Below are 20,216 nucleotides of genomic sequence, written 5' to 3'. Positions count from 1 at the left end.
GCGTTTAGCCCACGCTGTGTTCCAGGCTGATGGCCAATAACTTCTGCGCCTCGACGGCGAACTCCAGCGGTAGCTCAGAGAACACGTCCTTACAGAATCCGTTAACAATCATCGAAATGGCATTGTCTTCGCTAATGCCGCGCTGCAAACAATAGAACAGTTGGTCATCGCCAATTTTTGATGTCGTCGCTTCATGTTCCAACTGGGCACTGTTGTTACGCGCTTCAACGTACGGGAAGGTATGGGCACCGCTGTCCGGCCCAATCAACATCGAGTCGCACTGGGTAAAGTTACGCGCGTTTTCTGCCCCCGGCAGGATCTTCACCAGGCCACGGTAGGTATTCTCGCTGTGTCCGGCAGAGATACCTTTGGCGATGATGGTTGAACGGGTATTTTTGCCGATGTGGATCATCTTGGTGCCGGTGTCGGCCTGCTGATGGCCGCTGGTCAGGGCTACCGAGAAGAACTCACCGATAGAATTATCCCCCTGCAGGATCACGCTAGGGTATTTCCAGGTGATTGCCGAGCCGGTTTCCGACTGAGTCCATGACATTTTTGAACCTGCGCCTTCACACAATGCGCGCTTGGTCACAAAGTTCAGGATGCCTCCCTTGCTGTCACCGCCAGAGAACCAGTTCTGCACTGTCGAATATTTCACTTCGGCATCCTTGTGCAGGATCACTTCTACCACCGCGGCATGCAGTTGGTAACTGTCGCGTACCGGCGCCGAACAGCCTTCGATGTAGCTGACATAACTGCCCTCATCGGCGATCAGTATGGTGCGTTCGAACTGACCGGTTTTAGCGGCATTGATACGGAAATACGTCGACAGTTCCATTGGGCAACGTACGCCCTTCGGCACATAGACAAAGGTCCCGTCGGAAGCCACCGCTGCGTTCAGTGCGGCGAAGAAATTGTCGTTGGACGGTACGACGCGACCGAGGTATTTACGCACCAGATCCGGGTATTCGTGTATGGCCTCACCGAACGAGCAGAAAATGACCCCGCTTTCCGCCAACTTTTCGCGGTAGGTCGTCGAGACAGAGACAGAGTCAAAAATCGCATCGACCGCGACTTCACTGCCTTCGCGCACAGGGACGCCGAGTTGGTTAAACGCCAACTCAACCTCGTTGGTCAGGTAGTTGTTATCGGTCGGTGCGCCCGGTTGCTGTTCTGCGCCCGGCTGGGATCCACAGGCATCGTCACAACTGCCACAGGAGGGCGCGGAGTAATAGCTGTAGTCCTGGTAGTTCAGCCGATCGTAGTTCGCTTTCAGCCAGTGTGGCTCTTCCATTTGCAGCCAGGCACGGTAGGCTTCAAGGCGGAACTCCAGCATCCACTCAGGTTCATTACGCTTGGCCGAGATGGCGCGCACCACGTCTTCATTGATGCCCTTCGCTAACTCATCGGTGGCCAGTTGGGTAAAAAAACCTTCTTTGTAGCGACCTTCGCTGACCCAAGCCTGCACTTCATTAGGCATTTCTACATTGCTTCGTGTCATGTTGATTGCATCGCTCAAACGCCAAAACTCTCGCCGCACCCGCAGGCATGCTGAGCTTTAGGGTTATTAAATTTGAATATCTGATTCAGCCCTTCACGGACAAAATCTACCGTGGTGCCATCGATAAACGGCATGGCTTTCAACGGCACATACAGTTTGGCGCCATCGCGCTCAAACAGCAGGTCGTCGTCAGCAGGAGCACGGGTGAGATCCAGCACATAGGCAAACCCGGCGCAGCCTGACTGCTTGACCCCGAGTTGCAGCCCCTTCACCTGTGGATCCTGCTGCATTAGTTTCGTTATTTGTTGTACGGCGTTGTCACTGAGCAAAATGCCTTGCCAGACATTTTCGTCCAGAGAAAAAGTGCCGACATTTTCCGTTTGCATATGGCCTACCTCACACTCGTGTTTTACCACAGCCAATCTGGGTTGCTACTATGTTAGTGATAACGATTATCACTTCAACCGTTTGTTTTGCGGGGTTATCCGCCAAAAGCCCGGATTTTTGCTTTGGCGTGCGGCAACTGCGTGGGACAGTCAGCGCGTCTGGCGCTGCCGGTCGGAAATGGAATCATTTTATCCTTATGAATTTACTGTACATCCTGTCATACCATGCCCCTTACCCGCTGGCGCGAAGGCTTTACAGAACCGGGCTTTTTATGTCGATTTAAACATTCATAGAAAATACCTATTTCTGAATTTTGTCTGTCTTAAAAATGCGTTTATCGACAATTAACGGCTTTTCCCCCTCTTTTGCCTTTCCGTCCGTCCCAACAAAAGCGGCAATCCCTGATTAAAGTTTAGTCGCTACTGACTATGTTGGGGTGCTGTCCCCCCAATGCATCCCCTGCTGGCGATAAAAATTTCAACAGAATGATTGATCACGAACGCACCAATAAATATGATAATGATTATCATTCAATTCTAATTGAGCACGGGCAAATGAATATCTCGATGAATGCGTGGCTGCTGGGCAAAATTGATGACTATAAATTCAGCGTGCGCGACGCTACGGTAGATTTCTACATGGCAGAGGCGTCGCTTAAACGGCCGGAGTGCAATATCAACCATCTGAAACGCTACAACAGTGTCAGCCTGAATATGGCCAATCTGTGTCTGGAAAACGGTGATGATGAAAGCTATCTGCACGCGTTGAGCAAACTGCATAACCGGCTGATCGTAGAGATCAACAACCCACAGCGTTGTCAGCTGTTCCGGGTTCAGAGCTATCATTTTGCCCGTCATACTCTGACCTTAATCTGTCAAAAATATGCAATGGAAGGCACTTGGGAGAAAGCCAATGCCTTCCAGAAAGACTTCGTTAAGCGGGTGCCCTTTCAGTTATGAACTGACTGAATGGCAAAAATACCCGCAGGTAAGGCTACCTGCGGGGTAAACCTAGTCGATAACGGCCGTAGTCAGGCGTGAAGTGCAGCACAGGCGATCGCGTGAATCGAAGATTTCTATCTGCCACACCTGATGGCGACGCCCCACATGCAACGCCCGACACACGCCGCGCACCTGGCCTTCAAATACCGCGCGCAGATGGTTGGCGTTGATTTCCAACCCCACCACTTTCTGTTCCCCTTCGCTACACAGGTAACCGGCCATCGACCCCATCGATTCTGCCAGCACTACCGATGCACCACCGTGCAACAGGCCAAACGGCTGCCGGGTACGCTGATCAACCGGCATGGTCGCTTCGAGATAATCGTCCTCCAGTCGGGTAAATTGGATCCCCACATGACTGACCATACATCCGTCACCGGCCTGGTTTAGTTGCTCCAGCGTCGTCTCTCGTTTCCACAGTTTCACTCAATCATCTCCAGAAGTGCCTGTAATGGGTGTCGTACACCGTTACCCTCAATACGTTTGACCTGGCTGCGACAGGAATAGCCGGTCGCCAGACAACGTTGCCGCGGCAGACGTTGTAATGCCTGATGCCAGGATAGCTCATAAATCCCGAGCGAATTCTGCAGGTTCTTTACTTCATGCCCGTAAGTTCCCGCCATGCCGCAGCAACCGATGCTGACGTTTTCCAGCCTGGCCCCAAAGCGTGCAAAGATGGACGCCCAATGTTGGCCGCTGGCAGGTAAGGCCGTGGTTTCCGTACAGTGGCCGAACAAATACCAGGCTTCGCCCGTCGCAGGCTGCTCTGCACGTTCAGCCAAGCGCTGCTGCAACCACTCGTGCACCAGTTGTACCTGGAAATCCCCGCGGGCCTCACCGAGGATCTCGTTATATTCGTCGCGATAGCACAACACCAACGCCGGATCGACACCCACCAGCGGCATGCCAAGCTTTGCCACTCGGTTAAGAAAATCAGCTGTCTTGCGCGCGGTGCGGGCAAATCGTGTCAGAAAACCTTTGATATGTTGGGCTTTCCCGTTCGGTGAGAACGGCAACAGCACAGGACGGTAACCGAGCTTTTCCACCAGCCGTACAAAATCCGCCACCACTTTGGCGTCGTAATAGCTGGTAAAGGGATCCTGAACGATAAGGACATACTGTTCGCGCTTTTCTACGCTCAGCGCTTCAAGCTGCTCCAGCGTCATGGTCATGGCACCATGACCTGAAAGTTGCTGGCGCAGCGTCGGGCTGGAAAGCATCGGCAAATCAACCATGCCAATCGTGTTACGGCTCAATTCACGAACCCAGGGCTGGCGGAAAAAGAAGTTGAACACTTTCGGCGCTTTCGCCATCAGCGGCGTGTAGCTCTCGACCCCTGCGACCATATAGTCGCGTGCCGGCCGCAAATAGCGCGTGTGGTATAGCTGCAGGAAACGCGAACGGAAGCCCGGCACGTCAATTTTGATCGGGCACTGCGTAGAACAGGCTTTGCAGGCCAGACAACCGGACATGGCCTCTTTCACTTCGTGGGAGAAATCATATTCGCCTTTGCCGGCGTACCAACTGTTGCGCGTTTTCTCTATCAGAGTCCGGAAACTGAGACGTTGTTGTGGCAGCTGTTTCTCCAGCACCAGCGGATCGACGCCCTGCTCTGAAAGCAGACGCAACCATTCACGTACCAACGCCGCCCGACCTTTGGGTGAATGAATACGGCTACCGGTGATCTTCATCGACGGGCACATTGGGCTGCGTACATCAAAATTGAAGCACAAACCATTGCCGTTACATTCCATCGCGCCACGGAACGAAGTGCGTACCTCTACCGGGATAAGGCGATCAAGCGTGCCACGCTTGGCGGCATCAACTTTCATCATCGGCGCATCGACACCTAATGGCGGGCATATTTTACCGGGGTTGAGACGGTTGTTCGGATCAAACGCGGCCTTAATACGCCGCAGTTCCAGGAACAGCTGATCACCGAAGAATTCAGGGCTGTATTCAGCGCGGAACCCTTTGCCATGTTCCCCCCACAGCAACCCACCATATTTGGCCGTCAGCGCCACCACCTGGTCAGAAAGCTGTTTCATCAACACTTCCTGCTGTGGGTCACACATATCGAGTGCAGGGCGTACATGTAATACGCCAGCATCCACATGGCCAAACATGCCATAGCTCAGGTTATGGCTGTCCAACAACTGGCGGAACTCGACGATGTAATCGGCCAGATGCTGCGGCGGCACACAGGTGTCTTCGGCAAACGGAATAGGTTTAGCGCGCCCTTTGGCGTTGCCTAATAGCCCGACAGCCTTTTTACGCATGTTATAAATTCGTTCAATGCCGGCCAGATCCCCACAGATCTGATAGCCGATCACACCGCCCTGCTTTTCGGTGATCAATTCGTCCAGCCGCTGACAGAGATCCTCCATCTGCCGATCGATCAACACGTTGTCATCCCCGGCAAACTCGACGATGTTAAGACCAAGCATTTCTTTATCTGGCACGTTGGTGATTAATTCATTCACCGAATGCCAGACAATGTCTTCACGAGCCAGATTCAGGACCTTGGAATCGATGGTTTCAACCGACAGAGCCTTGGCATCCACCATGAACGGGGCATTGCGCAGTGCAGAATCAAACGAATCGTATTTGACATTCACCAAGCGGCGCACCTTCGGCAATGGCGTAATATCCAGCCGCGCTTCGGTAATAAACGCCAACGTCCCTTCAGCGCCCGTCAGAATACGTGTCAGATCGAAGGTTTGCATGTCATCGCTAAACACATGCCGCAGATCGTACCCGGTCAGAAAGCGATTAAGTTTGGGGAATTTTTCCAGAATCAGTGTGCGCTGCTCACGACAGCTATTGAGCACGGTGTGGTAAATCCGGCCTTCAACCGTATCTTCGCGAGCAATCGTTTCCGCCAACGGCGTCGGCATAGCACGCGTGTCGATCATGTCCCCACCCAGCAGGACAGCTCGCAGGCCCAACACGTGATCGGATGTTTTACCGTACACCAGCGAGCCCTGACCGGAGGCGTCTGTGTTGATCATACCGCCCAGCGTGGCGCGGTTACTGGTAGAAAGCTCCGGCGAGAAGAAATAGCCGAACGGCCGCAAATACTGGTTAAGTTGGTCTTTAATGACCCCCGCTTCAACCTTGACCCAGCCTTGCTCAACGTTGATCTCAAGGATGCGGTTCATATGGCGCGACATATCCACCACAATACCGGTATTGAGCGACTGGCCATTAGTGCCGGTGCCCCCGCCGCGCGGGCTAAAGACCAGCGTACTGAAACGCTCCTCTGCCGCCAGACGCGCAATCAACGCCACGTCTGCCGTTGAGCGAGGGAACACGACGGCATCGGGCAATAACTGATAGATACTGTTGTCGGTCGCCATCGTCAGTCGATCGGCGTAGCTGGTGGCGATATCGCCGTTGAATCCGTTTTGCTTTAACGCTTCCAAAAAGTCGAGCACCCGCTGAACGAGGCCGGGCGCTTGAGAAATCTGTGGGATCATTCGATTTTTGACCCTGTCTGTCTGTTTTATATGCGTTAATGAACGCTGAATCAGGCCTTTATTCAGACCCGCCCTATTTTTTATTAGAGATAAAAACTAACATACTCGTTTAGTGAAGGCATGCACATTATTGCAATTGTCCTGTCACAGAATGGCCCGCAACAAAAGGTGTGCCGCCCTGTAATTTTTGACCAATATGCACCATGATTAAACGGTCCCAAGGACTAAACCTACCAGGATGAGAACCCATTCATGACAATCCCGCAATCTCGATACGATTTGCCACGGATTATTTTTGGCGTGCTATTTATCGCCATTATGATCGTCGCTTGTTTTTGGGTCATTCAACCCTTCATTCTCGGCTTTGCCTGGGCGGGCATGGTGGTCATCGCCACTTGGCCATTGCTCATTAAGTTGCAAAAAGTACTTTGGGGTAGACGTTCACTGGCGGTCGTCGTGATGACGATACTGCTGATCCTGCTATTCATACTGCCGATATCCCTGCTGATAAGCAGCGTAGTGGACAACAGTGCGCCCGTTGTTGCCTGGGCTAGCACGCCGGGAAAATTGCATATTCCCGATCTGGCCTGGCTACAATCAATCCCGATGATCGGCGATAAGATCTATACCAGTTACCACACGCTGGTGAGCGCGGGGGGGACGGCGCTGGTCGCGAAGGTCCAGCCTTACTTCGGCCAGACCGCAACCTGGTTTGTCGCGCAAGCGGCGCATATTGGCCGCCTCTTATTGCATTGCACCTTGATGCTGCTGTTTAGCGTTTTACTCTATGCCCGCGGTGAGCAAGTTGCTCTGGGTATCCGTCACTTTGCGACACGTCTCGGTGCTGCACGCGGCGACGCGGCGGTGGTATTGGCCGGGCAGGCAATCCGCGCAGTCGCGTTGGGCGTTGTAGTGACAGCGCTGGTGCAATCGGTCCTGGGCGGCATTGGCCTGGCAGTAACCGGCATTCCTGCCGCGACGCTGCTGACCGTGCTGATCTTCATCTGTTGCGTTGCACAGCTAGGGCCGCTACTGGTGCTGGTGCCGGCAATCATCTGGCTGTATTGGAGCGGGGACACAACCTGGGGCACCGTGCTATTGGTCTGGAGCTGTGTGGTGGCCACGCTGGATAACGTTCTGCGCCCTGTTCTGATCCGCATGGGTGCCGATTTACCGATGTTGCTGATCCTGTCCGGTGTTATTGGTGGCCTGCTCGCGTTCGGTATGATTGGCCTGTTTATCGGCCCGGTCGTGCTGGCGGTATCCTATCGTTTACTCACTGCCTGGATGAGCGAAGCGCCAGAGCCCACCGCCGATGTAAAAGAGGTCGCCAAAGATCTGGAGCAAATGTAACCCTCTTTAAACTCTGCCCGGGCTGCCGGGCAGAGATCTTTCCCCGCCCCTGCCTCTCACCTGGTTTTTTGGATTAACCGGTCACGATAATAAAATCACCACCGTGACTTTCTTTCGAGCACGCATTGAACATACCGAATAAATACACCTTTTTATCAGCCCAATAATAATCACGCCTGGTAAAAATAAAGGGGGATAGGGATATTGATTAGGATGATTCTTAATGACTAATGGTGTTTAAATATCTAGTATTATTGCCATGTATTGCTTCAAATACCTGATTTAAAGCAAGATTTCCAAACAATGTAATGCCATACATGTGAATTGCTGTGTGTAGTCTTTGCCCGTCTCCTATGATGGGCTTTTTTTTATTCTTTTTTTGGTCATTATTATTCCTGTGCCCCTTTTTATTTACATTCAGAAATAAAAAAAGCCGCAACAGGGTCGCGGCTTTAGAGTGAGCAATTAATCAACGCCAGAGAATTACTTCCTCTTCGACAGATTAACCCAGGTTTGTACGACAGTGTCCGGGTTGAGTGACAGGCTATCAATACCCTGATCCATCAACCACTCTGCAAAGTCCTCGTGATCAGAAGGACCCTGGCCGCAGATACCGACATATTTACCCTGGCGCTTAGCCGCCTGAATCGCCATCGACAGCAGAATCTTCACCGCTTCGTTACGCTCATCAAAGAGTTCAGACACCACACCCGAGTCGCGGTCCAGACCCAATGTTAACTGAGTCATGTCGTTAGAGCCGATGGAGAAGCCATCAAAGTGTTCCAGGAACTGATCCGCCAACAGCGCATTGGATGGGATCTCGCACATCATGATCACTTTCAGGCCATTCTCACCGCGCTTCAGACCCTGACGCGCCAATTCGGCAACGACGGCTTCCGCTTGTGCTACGGTGCGGACAAACGGCACCATGACCTCAACGTTGGTCAGGCCCATTTCGTTGCGAACGCGTTTTACCGCATCACATTCCATCGCGAAGCAGTCGCGGAAGTTATCAGAGACATAACGACCTGCCCCACGGAAGCCCAGCATTGGGTTCTCTTCGTGCGGCTCATACTTCTCACCGCCAACCAGATTGGCGTATTCATTGGACTTAAAGTCAGAAAGACGCACAATCACACGCTTTGGCCAGAACGCAGCACCCAGCGTCGCGATCCCTTCCGTCAGACGGCCCACATAGAACTCGGCCGGGTGGTCGTAGCCCTGCATCAGCGCCTTGATTTCATTTTGCAATTCGGGGGTTTGTTGATCAAATTCCAACAAGGCCTTCGGATGCACACCAATCATACGGTTGATAATAAATTCAAGGCGAGCCAGACCCACACCTTCATTCGGTAAACGCGCAAAGTCGAAAGCACGATCGGGGTTACCGACGTTCATCATGATTTTCAGCGGCAGTTTAGGCAATTCAGTCACTTCAGAACTCTGCACGCTAAAGTCGAGCATCTCACTGTAAACAAAGCCGGTATCACCTTCTGCGCAAGAAACCGTGACTTTCTGACCTTCTTTCAACAGATCGGTCGCATTGCCGCAGCCCACCACGGCAGGAATACCCAGTTCGCGGGCGATGATGGCCGCGTGGCAGGTACGACCGCCCCGGTTGGTGACGATTGCTGCAGCCTTTTTCATGATCGGCTCCCAATCCGGGTCAGTCATGTCTGTCACCAGAACATCACCCGGCTCGATACGATCCATCTCGCTGATATTGTGGATGACCTTCACCGGGCCCGCGCCAATGCGGTGACCGATAGCACGCCCTTCCACCAGCACCGGGCTGGAACCATTGAGCTGGTAACGCTCCATGGTTTGCTCGTTAGAGCGCACGGTTTCCGGACGCGCCTGCACGATCAGGAGCTTGCCGGTATGGCCATCTTTGGCCCACTCGATATCCATTGGGCGACCGTAGTGTTTTTCAATCAGCAGTGCCTGATGGGCCAAGCCTTGTACTTCTTCGTCAGTCAGAGAGAAACGATTGCGTTGCTGCTCTGGCACGTCTTCGATTTGTACCTGCTTGCCGTGATCCTGCGAAGGTGCGTACACCATGCGGATTTTTTTCGAACCCAGGTTGCGGCGCACGATCGACGGTTTGCCTTTCAGCAATGTCGGTTTGTGCACATAGAATTCGTCAGGGTTTACCGCACCCTGCACCACCATTTCACCCAGGCCGAAGGCGGAGGTGATAAACACCACCTGATCAAAACCCGATTCGGTATCAATGGTGAACATGACGCCGGAAGACGCCAGGTCAGAACGCACCATGCGCTGCACGCCCGCTGACAGCGCCACACCGCGGTGGTCATAACCCTGATGCACACGGTAGGAGATGGCGCGGTCGTTAAACAGCGAGGCGAATACGTGTTTGATCGCCACCATGACGGCGTCGATCCCCTGCACGTTGAGGAAGGTTTCCTGCTGGCCGGCAAAAGAGGCATCCGGCATATCTTCCGCAGTCGCCGATGAACGTACTGCAAATGACGCCTGGGGTTCACCGTCGGCCAGCTGCTGGTAAGCCAGATTAATTTCACGCTCGAATTCTGCATGGAACGGCGTGTCGATAATCCATTGGCGTATTTGCGCGCCAGCCTTGGTCAGTTGAGCAATGTCGTCAACATCAGTTTGATCCAGTAGCTGATAGATGCGCTGGTTAACACCGCTTTGCTCGAGGAAATCGTTAAACGCCTGCGCGGTGGTGGCAAAACCGTTTGGCACGGCCACGCCCAAATCGGAAAGATTGGTGATCATTTCACCGAGGGAGGCATTTTTGCCGCCGACACGGTCAACGTCGTGCATGCCGAGCTGGTTGTACCAAAGCACATTACGCAAGTCTGGGCCATTGTTGGACATCGAGACAATCCTTATTGCTATCAGTAGGGTATAGACGGATTTAATTCGCTTGCTTTCTCAGCACCGCCAAAACGGCGCCGAATCAGACTAGCACAATGATCCATAGGAAATGGAAAGGTGAATCGATCAACCCGGCGAAGAAAGTGGATTTTAGGAAAACTTCCTGACAGGGAAAATGGCGATGGAATCGTTCCCTGCCGCACTAATAGCTTAAAACTCAACAAATTAAGTATTTTTTAAACTTCAGTTTTAAAAACCACACTCAAATTCATGTTTTAGACCAAAATAACACCACAATGCGGAATAATAACGCAGGATAAATAACCTTAAACTCTTCATTAAAATTGAAATAGTGTTTCACTGAAGTTTTTACCCGACATCCCCCCCTCTTTTTGCCAGATTAATGACCGACTCTGACCGCGTTATCACAATTTTTCTGCCCGCCTCTTTACCGCTGGATTACCTGGAGCCCATGATAAGAACAAGCAGACGTGAAAATTACGTCACTGTTCCAGGTAAGGAGTCTAGGGTGGAAAGAAGCGTTTTTTATATTTCGGACGGCACGGCGATCACTGCCGAGGTCTTGGGTCATGCCGTGTTGTCGCAATTTCCAGTGACGGCCACGACATTTACGCTGCCCTTTGTGGAAACTGAAGCGCGCGCCCGCGGTGTTTGTCAGCAGATTAATGAGATTTATCGTGAAACCGGCGTGCGCCCGCTGGTGTTTTACTCGATCATATCGCCGGAAGTGCGCAATGTTATTACTCAGAGCGAAGGCTTTTGTCAGGATATCGTGCAAGCGTTGGTTGGTCCGTTACAGGGTGAGCTGGGTGTGGAACCGACGCCGGTACCGAATCGCACCCACGGACTGACGGCCAGCAACCTTGGGAAATATGACGCACGTATTGCCGCCATTGACTACACATTGGCACACGATGACGGAATCTCGTTACGCAACCTCGATCAGGCACAGGTGATTTTGCTTGGCGTGTCCCGCTGCGGAAAGACCCCCACCAGCCTGTACCTGGCGATGCAGTTCGGGATTCGCGCTGCCAACTACCCGTTTACCGCTGACGATATGGACAATTTGCATCTGCCTGCCGCGCTGAAACCGTTTCAGCACAAGCTTTTCGGTCTGACGATTGACCCGGAACGTTTAGCCGCGATCCGTGAAGAGCGGCGCGAAAACAGCCGTTATGCCTCAATACGCCAGTGCCGTATGGAGCTTGCAGAAGTCGAAGCTTTATTCCGCAAGAATCAGATCCGATATCTGAATACCACCAACTATTCGGTAGAAGAAATCTCAACCAAGATTCTGGATATTCTGGGTATGAGCCGCCGTATGTTCTGATCTGTACCCTCTACATTACGGACAGGCACCTGACATGATTGAAGGGGCACGGCATGCTGCGCCCGCGTTAATCGCGGCAAACGTATTCGCCCCCGCAAATCACTGGAAGGACAATTCTACCGGCAGCAGATTTGAATGCTAATCGCAGAGGCTCTCCCCTGCCATCTGTTGATTATTCCTCCATAGCCCATCATTTTTGCGCTTTTTTTCGCGGCTTTGATCAACAGAACACAGTTTCTACGGTTGAATTCATCGGTTTTTACGTTATTGTGATCGCCATCACTTCCCGGCACTCCGGCCGCAGCGAAGAAAAATCTTTAGAGAAAATCATGCACAAAACAGATGAACTGCGGACCGCGCGCATCGACAGCCTCGTGACGCCGCAAGCGTTGGCAGAGACGTTGCCGATCTCGGCGGAAATCGCTGATAACGTGACGGCGTCACGTAAGCGAATTGAAAAAATCCTGACCGGTGAGGATCGCCGTCTATTGGTGGTTATCGGCCCTTGTTCTATCCATGATCTTGACGCCGCCATTGATTATGCCGGCCGGCTGAATGCCCTGCGCATCCGTTATCAGGATCGCCTCGAAATCGTGATGCGTACCTATTTTGAAAAGCCGCGCACCGTGGTGGGTTGGAAAGGCTTAATCTCCGACCCTGCACTGGATGGAACTTTCCAGGTGAATCGTGGCATTGAAATGGCCCGTAGACTGTTGCTGGAAGTGAACCAACTCGGCCTGCCTACCGCCACCGAATTCCTCGACATGGTTGTCGGCCAATACATTGCCGATCTGATCAGCTGGGGTGCCATTGGCGCACGCACTACCGAAAGCCAGATCCACCGCGAGATGGCTTCGGCGCTTTCTTGCCCGGTAGGCTTTAAGAATGGGACAGACGGCAACACCCGTATTGCCATAGATGCCATCCGTGCCGCACGCGCCGGGCATATGTTCCTGTCCCCGGACAAACACGGGCAAATGACGATCTATCAGACCAGTGGTAATCCGTATGGCCATATCATCATGCGCGGGGGCAAAACGCCGAACTATCATGCAACCGACATCGTTGCCGCCTGCGATAGCCTGCGTGAATTCGACCTGCCGGAACACCTGGTGATCGACTTCAGCCACGGTAACTGTCAGAAATTGCATCGTCGCCAGTTGGAAGTGGCAGAAAACGTCTGCCAGCAAATCCGTGCAGGTTCTGTCGCTGTCACAGGCGTAATGGCAGAAAGCTTCCTCGTAGAAGGCACACAGAAAATCGTTGCCGGACAACCGCTGACCTACGGCCAGTCGATCACCGATCCTTGCCTGAGCTGGTCCGACAGCGAACAGTTGCTGGCTATGCTCGCGGATGCGGTAGATACCCGCTTCTGAGCCACTCACCGGGGCGCCCGCCCCGGCTTTTCCACCCGCCAGCGACTCATCTATAATTATGCCCAGTCTGCAGCGCGAAAGCGCTTTCGTCACAGGATATGGAGTTCCCTGCATGAGCAATTCATTGTTATCCATCCCCTGCGTTACATTGCAAGGGGAACACAAAACCCTGGGTGATTTCCCTGCCCGGGCCTATTTGGTGGTGAATACCGCCAGCAAATGCGGGTTTACACCGCAGTACCGTGGGTTGGAAAACCTTTGGCAATACTACCGCGAGCGCGGCCTGATGGTACTGGGCTTTCCCTGTAATCAATTCGGAGCACAAGAACCCGGTGATCCGCTGGAAATCGCCAACTTCTGCACGTTGAACTACGGCGTCAGCTTCCCGCTGTTCAGCAAAATTGAAGTTAACGGTCCGGGTGCACACCCGCTGTTTAACGAATTAAAGCGACTGGCACCGGGTGTATTCGGTAGCCAACGCATCAAATGGAACTTCACCAAGTTCTTGCTGACGGCAGACGGCCAACGAGTGAAACGCTTCGCGCCGATCACCAAACCCGAACGCTTATTTGACCGTATCGAAACCCTGCTGAAATAACCGCAATTTTCACGGGCTGAGTCGCTCAGCCCGTACCACATCACTTTCCTGCAAAAAGGTTCCATTGGTAAGAAAATTTTCCTTGATGTAACCTTTCGTTCACATGATAATGATTCTCACTTTGATATTAATTACTATTTAATGGTCTGTTTTATAAACACATGACGATGGATAATCACAATCATAATCTACCCGCCAAAGCCGCTAGCCCCGCGGCGACCGGCCTGACCTCGCCTCCTTGCTACGACAGCACTCAGCTGCTTGATGCCGATGGCGTGGCGATCATCATCCATCAGGGCCAGCGCTATCAGCTGCGGCAGACCAAAGCCGGGAAATTGATCCTGACCAAATAACACCTATCCCTTAACGCCAGCCACCCCGATCGATGTTGATCCAGGCAGCCAGCAAATCTATTGATATGTTAAAAACATACGGAGAGTTGCGACATGCCTCTGACCCCTTCCACCCGGCTGCGTTTATCCGCATTGAGTCTGGCGATTGCCTGTGCTCTGCCGGCGGTGACTTTTGCACAAACCAACAGCACGACCTCTTCTCGTTCTACGACGGCGGCTTCACCAGCGAAAAAAGACAAAGCCAGCGACGAAACAATGACCGTGGCCGCCACCGGCAACGCGCGCAGTAGCTTCGAAGCACCAATGATGGTCACGGTGATCGAGGGCGATACGCCTGAAAGCCAGACCGCCACCAGCGCCGCCGATATGCTACGCCGCGTGCCGGGTATTACCGTCAATGGCACCGGTCGCAGCAACGGTCAGGACGTTTTTATGCGCGGCTATGGTAAAAATGGCGTACTAACGCTGGTAGACGGTATTCGTCAGGGCACTGACACCGGGCACCTTGGTGCGACATTCCTCGACCCTGCTCTGGTAAAGCGTATTGAAGTGGTGCGCGGCCCTTCTGCCCTGTTGTATGGCAGCGGTGCGTTGGGCGGCGTAATTGCCTATGAAACGGTGGATGCCGCCGATCTATTAATGCCGGGTCACAATAGCGGCTACCGGGTCTATGGCACCGCGGGTAGCGGCGATCACAGCCTGGGTATGGGTGCCAGCACCTACGGCAGGACTGACAATCTCGACGGTTTGCTGTCATTCGGCACCCGTGATGTCGGTAATCTGCGCCAGGGTAACGGCTTCGATGCACCGAATGATGAAACCATCAGCAATGTGTTAGCCAAAGGGACATGGACGCTCGATGAGAACCAATCGTTAAGCGGGAATTTACGCTACTACAATAACCGGGCGCAGGAGCCAAAGAACCCGCAAGAGTCCGCCAGCAGCAGCGGTAACCTGATGACCGACCGTTCTACCATCCAGCGTGACGGTCAACTTAGCTACAAATTGAAACCTGTAGGCCAAGACTGGCTCGACGCAGAAGCGAAAGTCTATTACTCCGAAGTAGAGATTAACGCACACACCAACGGCAGTGAAGATGAGGCCCGCAAGCAAACCACGCGGGGTGCGAAGTTGGAAAACCGCACGCGGCTGTTTGCGGATACCTTCGCTTCCCACTTGTTTACCTACGGCAGTGAAGCTTACAAGCAGGAACAAACGCCAGGTGGCGCCACGGAAAGCTTCCCACAGGCAAAAATCAACTTTGCTTCCGGCTGGTTACAAGACGAAATCACCCTGCGTGATTTGCCTATCACCCTGCTTGCCGGGACACGCTACGACAATTACAAAGGCTCTAGCGACGGGTATGCGGATGTGGATGCCGACAAGTGGTCCTCTCGCGGTGCAGTCAGCATCACGCCAACCGATTGGTTGATGCTGTTCGGCTCCTACTCGCAGGCATTCCGTGCCCCAACGATGGGAGAGATGTACAACGATTCCAAACACTTCTCGATCCCTATGGGGCCTACCACCATTACCAACAACTGGGTGCCCAACCCAAATCTGAAGCCTGAAACCAATGCGACCCAAGAATACGGTTTTGGATTACGCTTTGACGATCTGTTGTTGGCTGATGACAGCCTGCAATTTAAAGCCAGCTACTTCGACACCAAGGCGCGGGACTACATTACCACGGACGTCACCATGGAGCTGGGGCGCGGCCCACGTGGCCCTTATTGCATCAGCTGTACCACGTTCTCGACCAACATCGACCGGGCAAAAATCTGGGGTTGGGACGCCATGCTGAGCTATAAAACCTCGATTTTTGGCTGGGACTTGGCATACAACCGTACCCGCGGCAAGAACGAAACCAGCGGCGAATGGCTAAACAGCATCAATCCAGACACCGTCACGAGCACATTGGATATTCCACTCGGCGAAACAGGCCTGTCAACCGGTTGGGTCGCCACCTTAGCCCAACGGGCTAGCCGCGTAGAAACCGGCACGCCAGAACAAGGCGGCTACGGCGTCAACGACTTTTACCTGAGCTATAAAGGTCGCGATCGTCTGCAAGGCGTCACCACCACCGTGGTGCTGGGGAACGCCTTCGACAAAGAATATTACTCGCCGCAGGGCATTCCGCAGGATGGCCGTAATGCCAAACTGTTGGTCAGCTACCAGTGGTAACGTTTTAAGTCCGGCGGGCAACCCGAATGCCCGCCGATTGCACCTTACACAGGAGAACTATTTATGAGCAATACCCTCTACGCACGCTACCAGCAGGCCAAGATTGATAACCCAGGCAAATATGCACGTGATTTGGCCGAACTGCTTGGCGTTAGCGAAGCGGAACTGACCCATGCTCGCGTTGGTCAGGATACCCGCCGCCTTCAGACTGATGCCCGTACCCTGCTGACCGAATTGGAGCAGGTTGGCGTCACCAAATCCATCACCCGTAACAGCTACGCGGTGCACGAGCAGATGGGGCGCTACCTCAACCAACACCTGAACGGACACGCGGGGCTGATCCTCAACCCGCGCGAGTTGGATTTGCGGCTGTTCCTCAACCAGTGGGCCAGCGCCTTCGCCATGAGCGAAACCAACAAGCGCGGCGTGCGTCACAGCATTCAGTTCTTCGATCATCAGGGTGACGCGTTGCATAAGGTGTACACCACCGACGAGACCGACCTGTCCGCCTGGATGGCGTTGGTGGAGCGCCATCTGAGTGCAGAAAATCCGGCGTTGGAACTGAAAGCCCCGGACGCTACGGTCAGTAACGCCGCACCGGACAACGAAAAGATCGACCGCGAATGGCGTGAAATGACCGACGTTCACCAGTTCTTCCAGTTGTTAAGCCGCAATAAGCTGACGCGTCAGCAGGCCTTCAAGGCCGTCGGCAACGATTTGGCCTACCGGGTGGATAACAGCGCCCTGTCCCAGTTGCTCAACGCAGCGCTCGGCCTGCAAAACGAAATCATGATTTTTGTCGGCAACCGTGGCTGTGTGCAGATCTTTACCGGTCAGATCGAGCGTCTGATGCCACAGGAAGGCTGGATTAACGTGTTTAACCGTCGCTTCACCCTGCACCTGATCGAAGATGCCATCGCCGAAAGTTGGATCACCCGCAAACCAACCAAAGACGGCTTTGTCACCAGTCTGGAATTGTTCGCTGCTGATGGGACACAAATCGCCCAGCTTTACGGTCAACGTACTGAAGGTCAACCTGAACAAACCCAGTGGCGCGAGCAGGTTGCGGCACTTGAACCTAAGGACATTGCTGCATGACATCCTCATTGACCCGTCGCCTGGCGTTGTGCATTGCGCTGGCGTTACCCTTCACCGCTACGGCGGCAGAACGTATTGTCTCGATAGGCGGTGACGTCACCGAAATTGCCTTCGCACTGGGCGCGGGCGATGAGGTGATAGCGCGAGACAGTACCAGTCTGCAACCGGAAGCCGTCAAAAAACTGCCGGATGTCGGCTACATGCGCCAGCTTAATGCCGAAGGCATTCTGGCGTTAAAACCCACGATGGTATTGACCACTGAGTTGGCCGAGCCGGCCTTGGTACTGAAACAACTGGAAGAAAGCGGCGTTAACGTGGTGCGCATTCCAGGCGATACCACGTTGCAGAGCGTGCCGGAAAAAATCACCGTCATTGCCAATGCACTGCAACGAACCGCCCAAGGCAAGGCGTTAAACACGCGCTACCAGCAACAGTTGGCGGCGGTAAAAACCGATGCCTTGCCGGTCAGGGTCTTGTTCGTCATGAGCCATGGCGGCATTACCCCCATGGCTGCCGGGCAGCACACCGCGGCTGATGCGGTCATCACCGCAGCCGGTCTGAAGAACGCCATGCAAGGATTTAGCCGCTACCGCCCGCTGTCGCAGGAAGGCGTGATCGCCAGTGCACCCGATCTGTTGTTGGTCACCACTGACGGCATTAAAACCCTCGGTGGGCAGGAACAACTTTGGAAATTGCCCGGCATTGCACTCACGCCTGCCGGTAAACAACATCGTGTGCTGGTCGTTGACGATATGGCGCTGCTCGGTTTTGGGTTAGAAACGCCTGCCGCGCTGGCTAAATTGCGTAATGCGGCGGAGCAAAAGTAATGCGCAGTCGCACTTCCCCACGCCTGGCGATTGCCAGCCTGCTGGTGTTACTGACGCTTCTGGCGCTGGGTGCCGCCAATATGGGTGCACTGACCTTGTCATTCCGTACCTTGTGGCAGCAACCGTTCAGCGACACCACCTGGCATATCTGGTTAAACATCCGTCTGCCGCGCGTGCTGTTAGCGGTGGTGATTGGCTGCGCGTTAGCCGTGTCCGGTGCCGTAATGCAGGGGCTGTTCCGCAACCCGTTGGCTGACCCCAGCTTGCTGGGTATCAGCAGTGGCGGTGCGCTGTTTGTCGCACTGATTATCGTGATGCCACTGGCGTTACCACCGGTAGTTGCCCTCTATGGCCACATGCTGGCGGCGTTTCTCGGCAGCATGCTGGTGTCTATCCTGATCTACGGTATCAGCCGCAGCGGGCACGGGAGCCTGTCGCGTCTGTTACTGGCGGGTATTGCCATCAATGCGCTGTGCATGGCGGCAATTGGCGTACTGTCTTACCTCAGTAACGATCAGCAATTGCGCCAGTTTTCATTGTGGATGATGGGCAGCTTGAGCCAGTCGCAGTGGCCTACGCTGGCGGTTTCCGCCACCCTGATTTTACCCGCGACCCTACTCACGCTGTTGCAAGCGCGTAGACTGAACCTGCTGCAACTGGGTGATGAAGAGGTACATTATCTTGGCGTGAACGTCCAGCGTGCCAAACTGCAGCTGTTGTTATTAAGCGCATTGTTGATTGGCGCGGCAGTGGCAATGAGCGGCGTGATTGGCTTTATCGGGCTGGTGGTACCGCATCTGGTTCGTATGCGCCTTGGCGGTGACCATCGCTGGCTGTTGCCTTGTTCTGCACTGGGGGGAGCTTGCCTGCTTTTAGTCAGCGATACGTTTGCACGCACGCTGGTTGCACCGGCGGAAATGCCCGTCGGCTTGATGACCAGTCTGATTGGCGGGCCTTACTTCTTATGGCTGGTCATGCGCCAGCGGGAGCGTGTGGGTGGATAACACATCAAGTCTGACAGCGCAGCAATTACGCTACAGCCTGGGTTCACGCAGGTTAATCAACGACGTGTCACTCAGCATCAACAGCGGTGAAATGGTGGCGATTATCGGGCCGAATGGTGCGGGTAAGTCGACGTTGCTACGTGTGTTAACCGGGTATCTGGCTCCAGGTTGTGGCGAATGCCAGTTGCTCGGACGCCCGTTAGAACAGTGGCATCCCCAGCAATTGGCGAAGGTGCGCGCGGTAATGCGCCAGCATAGTGATTTGGCCTTTCCCTTTACGGTAGAAGAAGTGGTCAGCATGGGGCGTGCGCCACATGGCAAGCGGGATGCGCAGCAAGCAATACAACAGGTGATGACGCAAACCGGCTGCCTTGAATTGGCACAACGAGATTATCGCCAACTTTCCGGCGGTGAACAGCAACGGGTGCAGCTTGCCCGCGTATTGGCACAACTCTGGCAGCCACAGCCCTCTCCGGCCTGGCTGTTTCTTGACGAACCGACGTCAGCATTGGATCTCTACCACCAGCAGCATACGCTGAGGCTACTGCGGACGCTGACACGCCAGCAGCCCATTGCCGTGTGCTGCGTACTGCACGACCTCAACCTGGCCGCGCTGTATGCCGACCGCATTTTGTTGCTGCATCAGGGGCAACTGGTCGCTTCGGGGACGCCACAAGAGGTCTTGCAGGCGGAGATTCTCACCCGTTGGTATCAGGCGGACTTGGGAGTGGTGCACCACCCGGAAGTGGCGTTGCCGCAGGTGTATTTGCGCCAATGAGTTGACTGCCATGCCTATACCCGATGAATGTTAAGTTGCAGTCAGGCGCCCAGCTGATGTGAAC

General features: G+C 53.9%; 16 protein-coding genes and 1 other RNA gene. 12 read left to right on the top strand and 5 right to left on the bottom strand.

The window, feature by feature from the left end:
• Positions 1 to 4: 4 nt before the first annotated feature.
• Together sufB and sufA are read right to left on the bottom strand one after the other, a co-directional pair.
• A complete protein-coding gene (sufB, locus tag JOE25_RS05320; protein ID WP_037418869.1) occupies positions 5 to 1,501 on the bottom strand; it encodes a Fe-S cluster assembly protein SufB in 1,497 nt (498 codons plus the stop codon).
• A 14-nt stretch (positions 1,502 to 1,515) separates the two neighbouring features.
• Positions 1,516 to 1,887, bottom strand: coding sequence for a Fe-S cluster assembly scaffold SufA (gene sufA, locus JOE25_RS05315; protein WP_037418650.1), 372 nt, complete (start codon positions 1,885 to 1,887; stop codon positions 1,516 to 1,518).
• A gap of 555 nt (positions 1,888 to 2,442) precedes the next feature.
• Between sufA and JOE25_RS05310 the strand changes: the two genes are divergently transcribed.
• Entirely contained in the window at positions 2,443 to 2,847 is a 405-nt protein-coding gene (locus JOE25_RS05310) for a hypothetical protein (RefSeq protein ID WP_037418867.1), read from the top strand.
• Between the two features lie 51 nt (positions 2,848 to 2,898).
• On the opposite strand, the gene menI is transcribed toward JOE25_RS05310, so the two are convergent.
• Together menI and JOE25_RS05300 are read right to left on the bottom strand one after the other, a co-directional pair.
• A complete protein-coding gene (gene menI / locus JOE25_RS05305) occupies positions 2,899 to 3,315 on the bottom strand; it encodes a 1,4-dihydroxy-2-naphthoyl-CoA hydrolase (protein WP_209633035.1) in 417 nt (138 codons plus the stop codon).
• A complete protein-coding gene (locus tag JOE25_RS05300) occupies positions 3,312 to 6,368 on the bottom strand; it encodes an FAD-binding and (Fe-S)-binding domain-containing protein (protein WP_209633034.1) in 3,057 nt (1,018 codons plus the stop codon). Before JOE25_RS05300 ends, menI begins: the two co-directional genes overlap by 4 nt.
• A 252-nt stretch (positions 6,369 to 6,620) precedes the next feature.
• Between JOE25_RS05300 and ydiK the strand changes: the two genes are divergently transcribed.
• A complete protein-coding gene (gene ydiK / locus JOE25_RS05295) occupies positions 6,621 to 7,721 on the top strand; it encodes an AI-2E family transporter YdiK (protein ID WP_209633033.1) in 1,101 nt (366 codons plus the stop codon).
• A gap of 261 nt (positions 7,722 to 7,982) precedes the next feature.
• Positions 7,983 to 8,093, top strand: an RNA gene (rprA, locus tag JOE25_RS05290) — antisense sRNA RprA.
• Positions 8,094 to 8,204: 111 nt separating this feature from the next.
• Here rprA and ppsA read toward each other — a convergent pair.
• Complete coding sequence (ppsA, locus tag JOE25_RS05285) at positions 8,205 to 10,583, bottom strand: phosphoenolpyruvate synthase (RefSeq protein ID WP_209633032.1); 2,379 nt, start codon at positions 10,581 to 10,583, stop codon at positions 8,205 to 8,207.
• A 529-nt stretch (positions 10,584 to 11,112) separates the two neighbouring features.
• On the opposite strand from ppsA, the gene JOE25_RS05280 reads away from it, so the two are divergent.
• The 9 genes from JOE25_RS05280 (at position 11,113) to JOE25_RS05240 (ending at position 20,152) form a co-directional block, all read left to right on the top strand.
• Positions 11,113 to 11,934, top strand: coding sequence for a pyruvate, water dikinase regulatory protein (locus JOE25_RS05280; protein WP_209633031.1), 822 nt, complete (start codon positions 11,113 to 11,115; stop codon positions 11,932 to 11,934).
• A 329-nt stretch (positions 11,935 to 12,263) separates the two neighbouring features.
• Complete coding sequence (locus JOE25_RS05275) at positions 12,264 to 13,310, top strand: 3-deoxy-7-phosphoheptulonate synthase (protein WP_037418629.1); 1,047 nt, start codon at positions 12,264 to 12,266, stop codon at positions 13,308 to 13,310.
• 112 nt (positions 13,311 to 13,422) lie between these two features.
• A complete protein-coding gene (locus JOE25_RS05270) occupies positions 13,423 to 13,908 on the top strand; it encodes a glutathione peroxidase (protein WP_209633030.1) in 486 nt (161 codons plus the stop codon).
• Positions 13,909 to 14,075: 167 nt separating this feature from the next.
• Positions 14,076 to 14,261, top strand: coding sequence for a hemin uptake protein HemP (locus tag JOE25_RS05265; RefSeq protein WP_209633029.1), 186 nt, complete (start codon positions 14,076 to 14,078; stop codon positions 14,259 to 14,261).
• A 93-nt stretch (positions 14,262 to 14,354) separates the two neighbouring features.
• A complete protein-coding gene (locus JOE25_RS05260; protein WP_209633028.1) occupies positions 14,355 to 16,445 on the top strand; it encodes a TonB-dependent hemoglobin/transferrin/lactoferrin family receptor in 2,091 nt (696 codons plus the stop codon).
• 63 nt (positions 16,446 to 16,508) lie between these two features.
• Entirely contained in the window at positions 16,509 to 17,543 is a 1,035-nt protein-coding gene (locus JOE25_RS05255; protein WP_209633027.1) for a ChuX/HutX family heme-like substrate-binding protein, read from the top strand.
• Entirely contained in the window at positions 17,540 to 18,370 is an 831-nt protein-coding gene (locus JOE25_RS05250) for a hemin ABC transporter substrate-binding protein (RefSeq protein ID WP_209633026.1), read from the top strand. Before JOE25_RS05255 ends, JOE25_RS05250 begins: the two co-directional genes overlap by 4 nt.
• Complete coding sequence (locus JOE25_RS05245; RefSeq protein WP_209633025.1) at positions 18,370 to 19,374, top strand: iron ABC transporter permease; 1,005 nt, start codon at positions 18,370 to 18,372, stop codon at positions 19,372 to 19,374. Before JOE25_RS05250 ends, JOE25_RS05245 begins: the two co-directional genes overlap by 1 nt.
• Complete coding sequence (locus tag JOE25_RS05240) at positions 19,367 to 20,152, top strand: heme ABC transporter ATP-binding protein (protein WP_209633024.1); 786 nt, start codon at positions 19,367 to 19,369, stop codon at positions 20,150 to 20,152. Before JOE25_RS05245 ends, JOE25_RS05240 begins: the two co-directional genes overlap by 8 nt.
• Positions 20,153 to 20,216: the final 64 nt, after the last annotated feature.

The sequence above is a fragment of the Serratia sp. PL17 genome, from assembly GCF_017832355.1.
Lineage (GTDB): Bacteria > Pseudomonadota > Gammaproteobacteria > Enterobacterales > Enterobacteriaceae > Serratia.
Note: the sequence above shows the minus strand (reverse complement) of the source record. Positions and strands in the feature narration are given on the sequence as shown.

Bases quoted from the DNA above. Each gene is read 5' to 3' on its own strand.
- ppsA (WP_209633032.1), bottom strand. From the start codon at position 10,583: ATGTCCAACAATGGCCCAGACTTGCGTAATGTGCTTTGGTACAACCAG.
- JOE25_RS05265 (WP_209633029.1), top strand. From the start codon at position 14,076: ATGGATAATCACAATCATAATCTACCCGCCAAAGCCGCTAGCCCCGCG.
- sufA (WP_037418650.1), bottom strand. From the start codon at position 1,887: ATGCAAACGGAAAATGTCGGCACTTTTTCTCTGGACGAAAATGTCTGG.
- ydiK (WP_209633033.1), top strand. From the start codon at position 6,621: ATGACAATCCCGCAATCTCGATACGATTTGCCACGGATTATTTTTGGC.
- JOE25_RS05260 (WP_209633028.1), top strand. From the start codon at position 14,355: ATGCCTCTGACCCCTTCCACCCGGCTGCGTTTATCCGCATTGAGTCTG.
- JOE25_RS05300 (WP_209633034.1), bottom strand. From the start codon at position 6,368: ATGATCCCACAGATTTCTCAAGCGCCCGGCCTCGTTCAGCGGGTGCTC.
- JOE25_RS05255 (WP_209633027.1), top strand. From the start codon at position 16,509: ATGAGCAATACCCTCTACGCACGCTACCAGCAGGCCAAGATTGATAAC.
- JOE25_RS05250 (WP_209633026.1), top strand. From the start codon at position 17,540: ATGACATCCTCATTGACCCGTCGCCTGGCGTTGTGCATTGCGCTGGCG.
- sufB (WP_037418869.1), bottom strand. From the start codon at position 1,501: ATGACACGAAGCAATGTAGAAATGCCTAATGAAGTGCAGGCTTGGGTC.
- JOE25_RS05275 (WP_037418629.1), top strand. From the start codon at position 12,264: ATGCACAAAACAGATGAACTGCGGACCGCGCGCATCGACAGCCTCGTG.
- JOE25_RS05310 (WP_037418867.1), top strand. From the start codon at position 2,443: ATGAATATCTCGATGAATGCGTGGCTGCTGGGCAAAATTGATGACTAT.
- JOE25_RS05245 (WP_209633025.1), top strand. From the start codon at position 18,370: ATGCGCAGTCGCACTTCCCCACGCCTGGCGATTGCCAGCCTGCTGGTG.
- JOE25_RS05270 (WP_209633030.1), top strand. From the start codon at position 13,423: ATGAGCAATTCATTGTTATCCATCCCCTGCGTTACATTGCAAGGGGAA.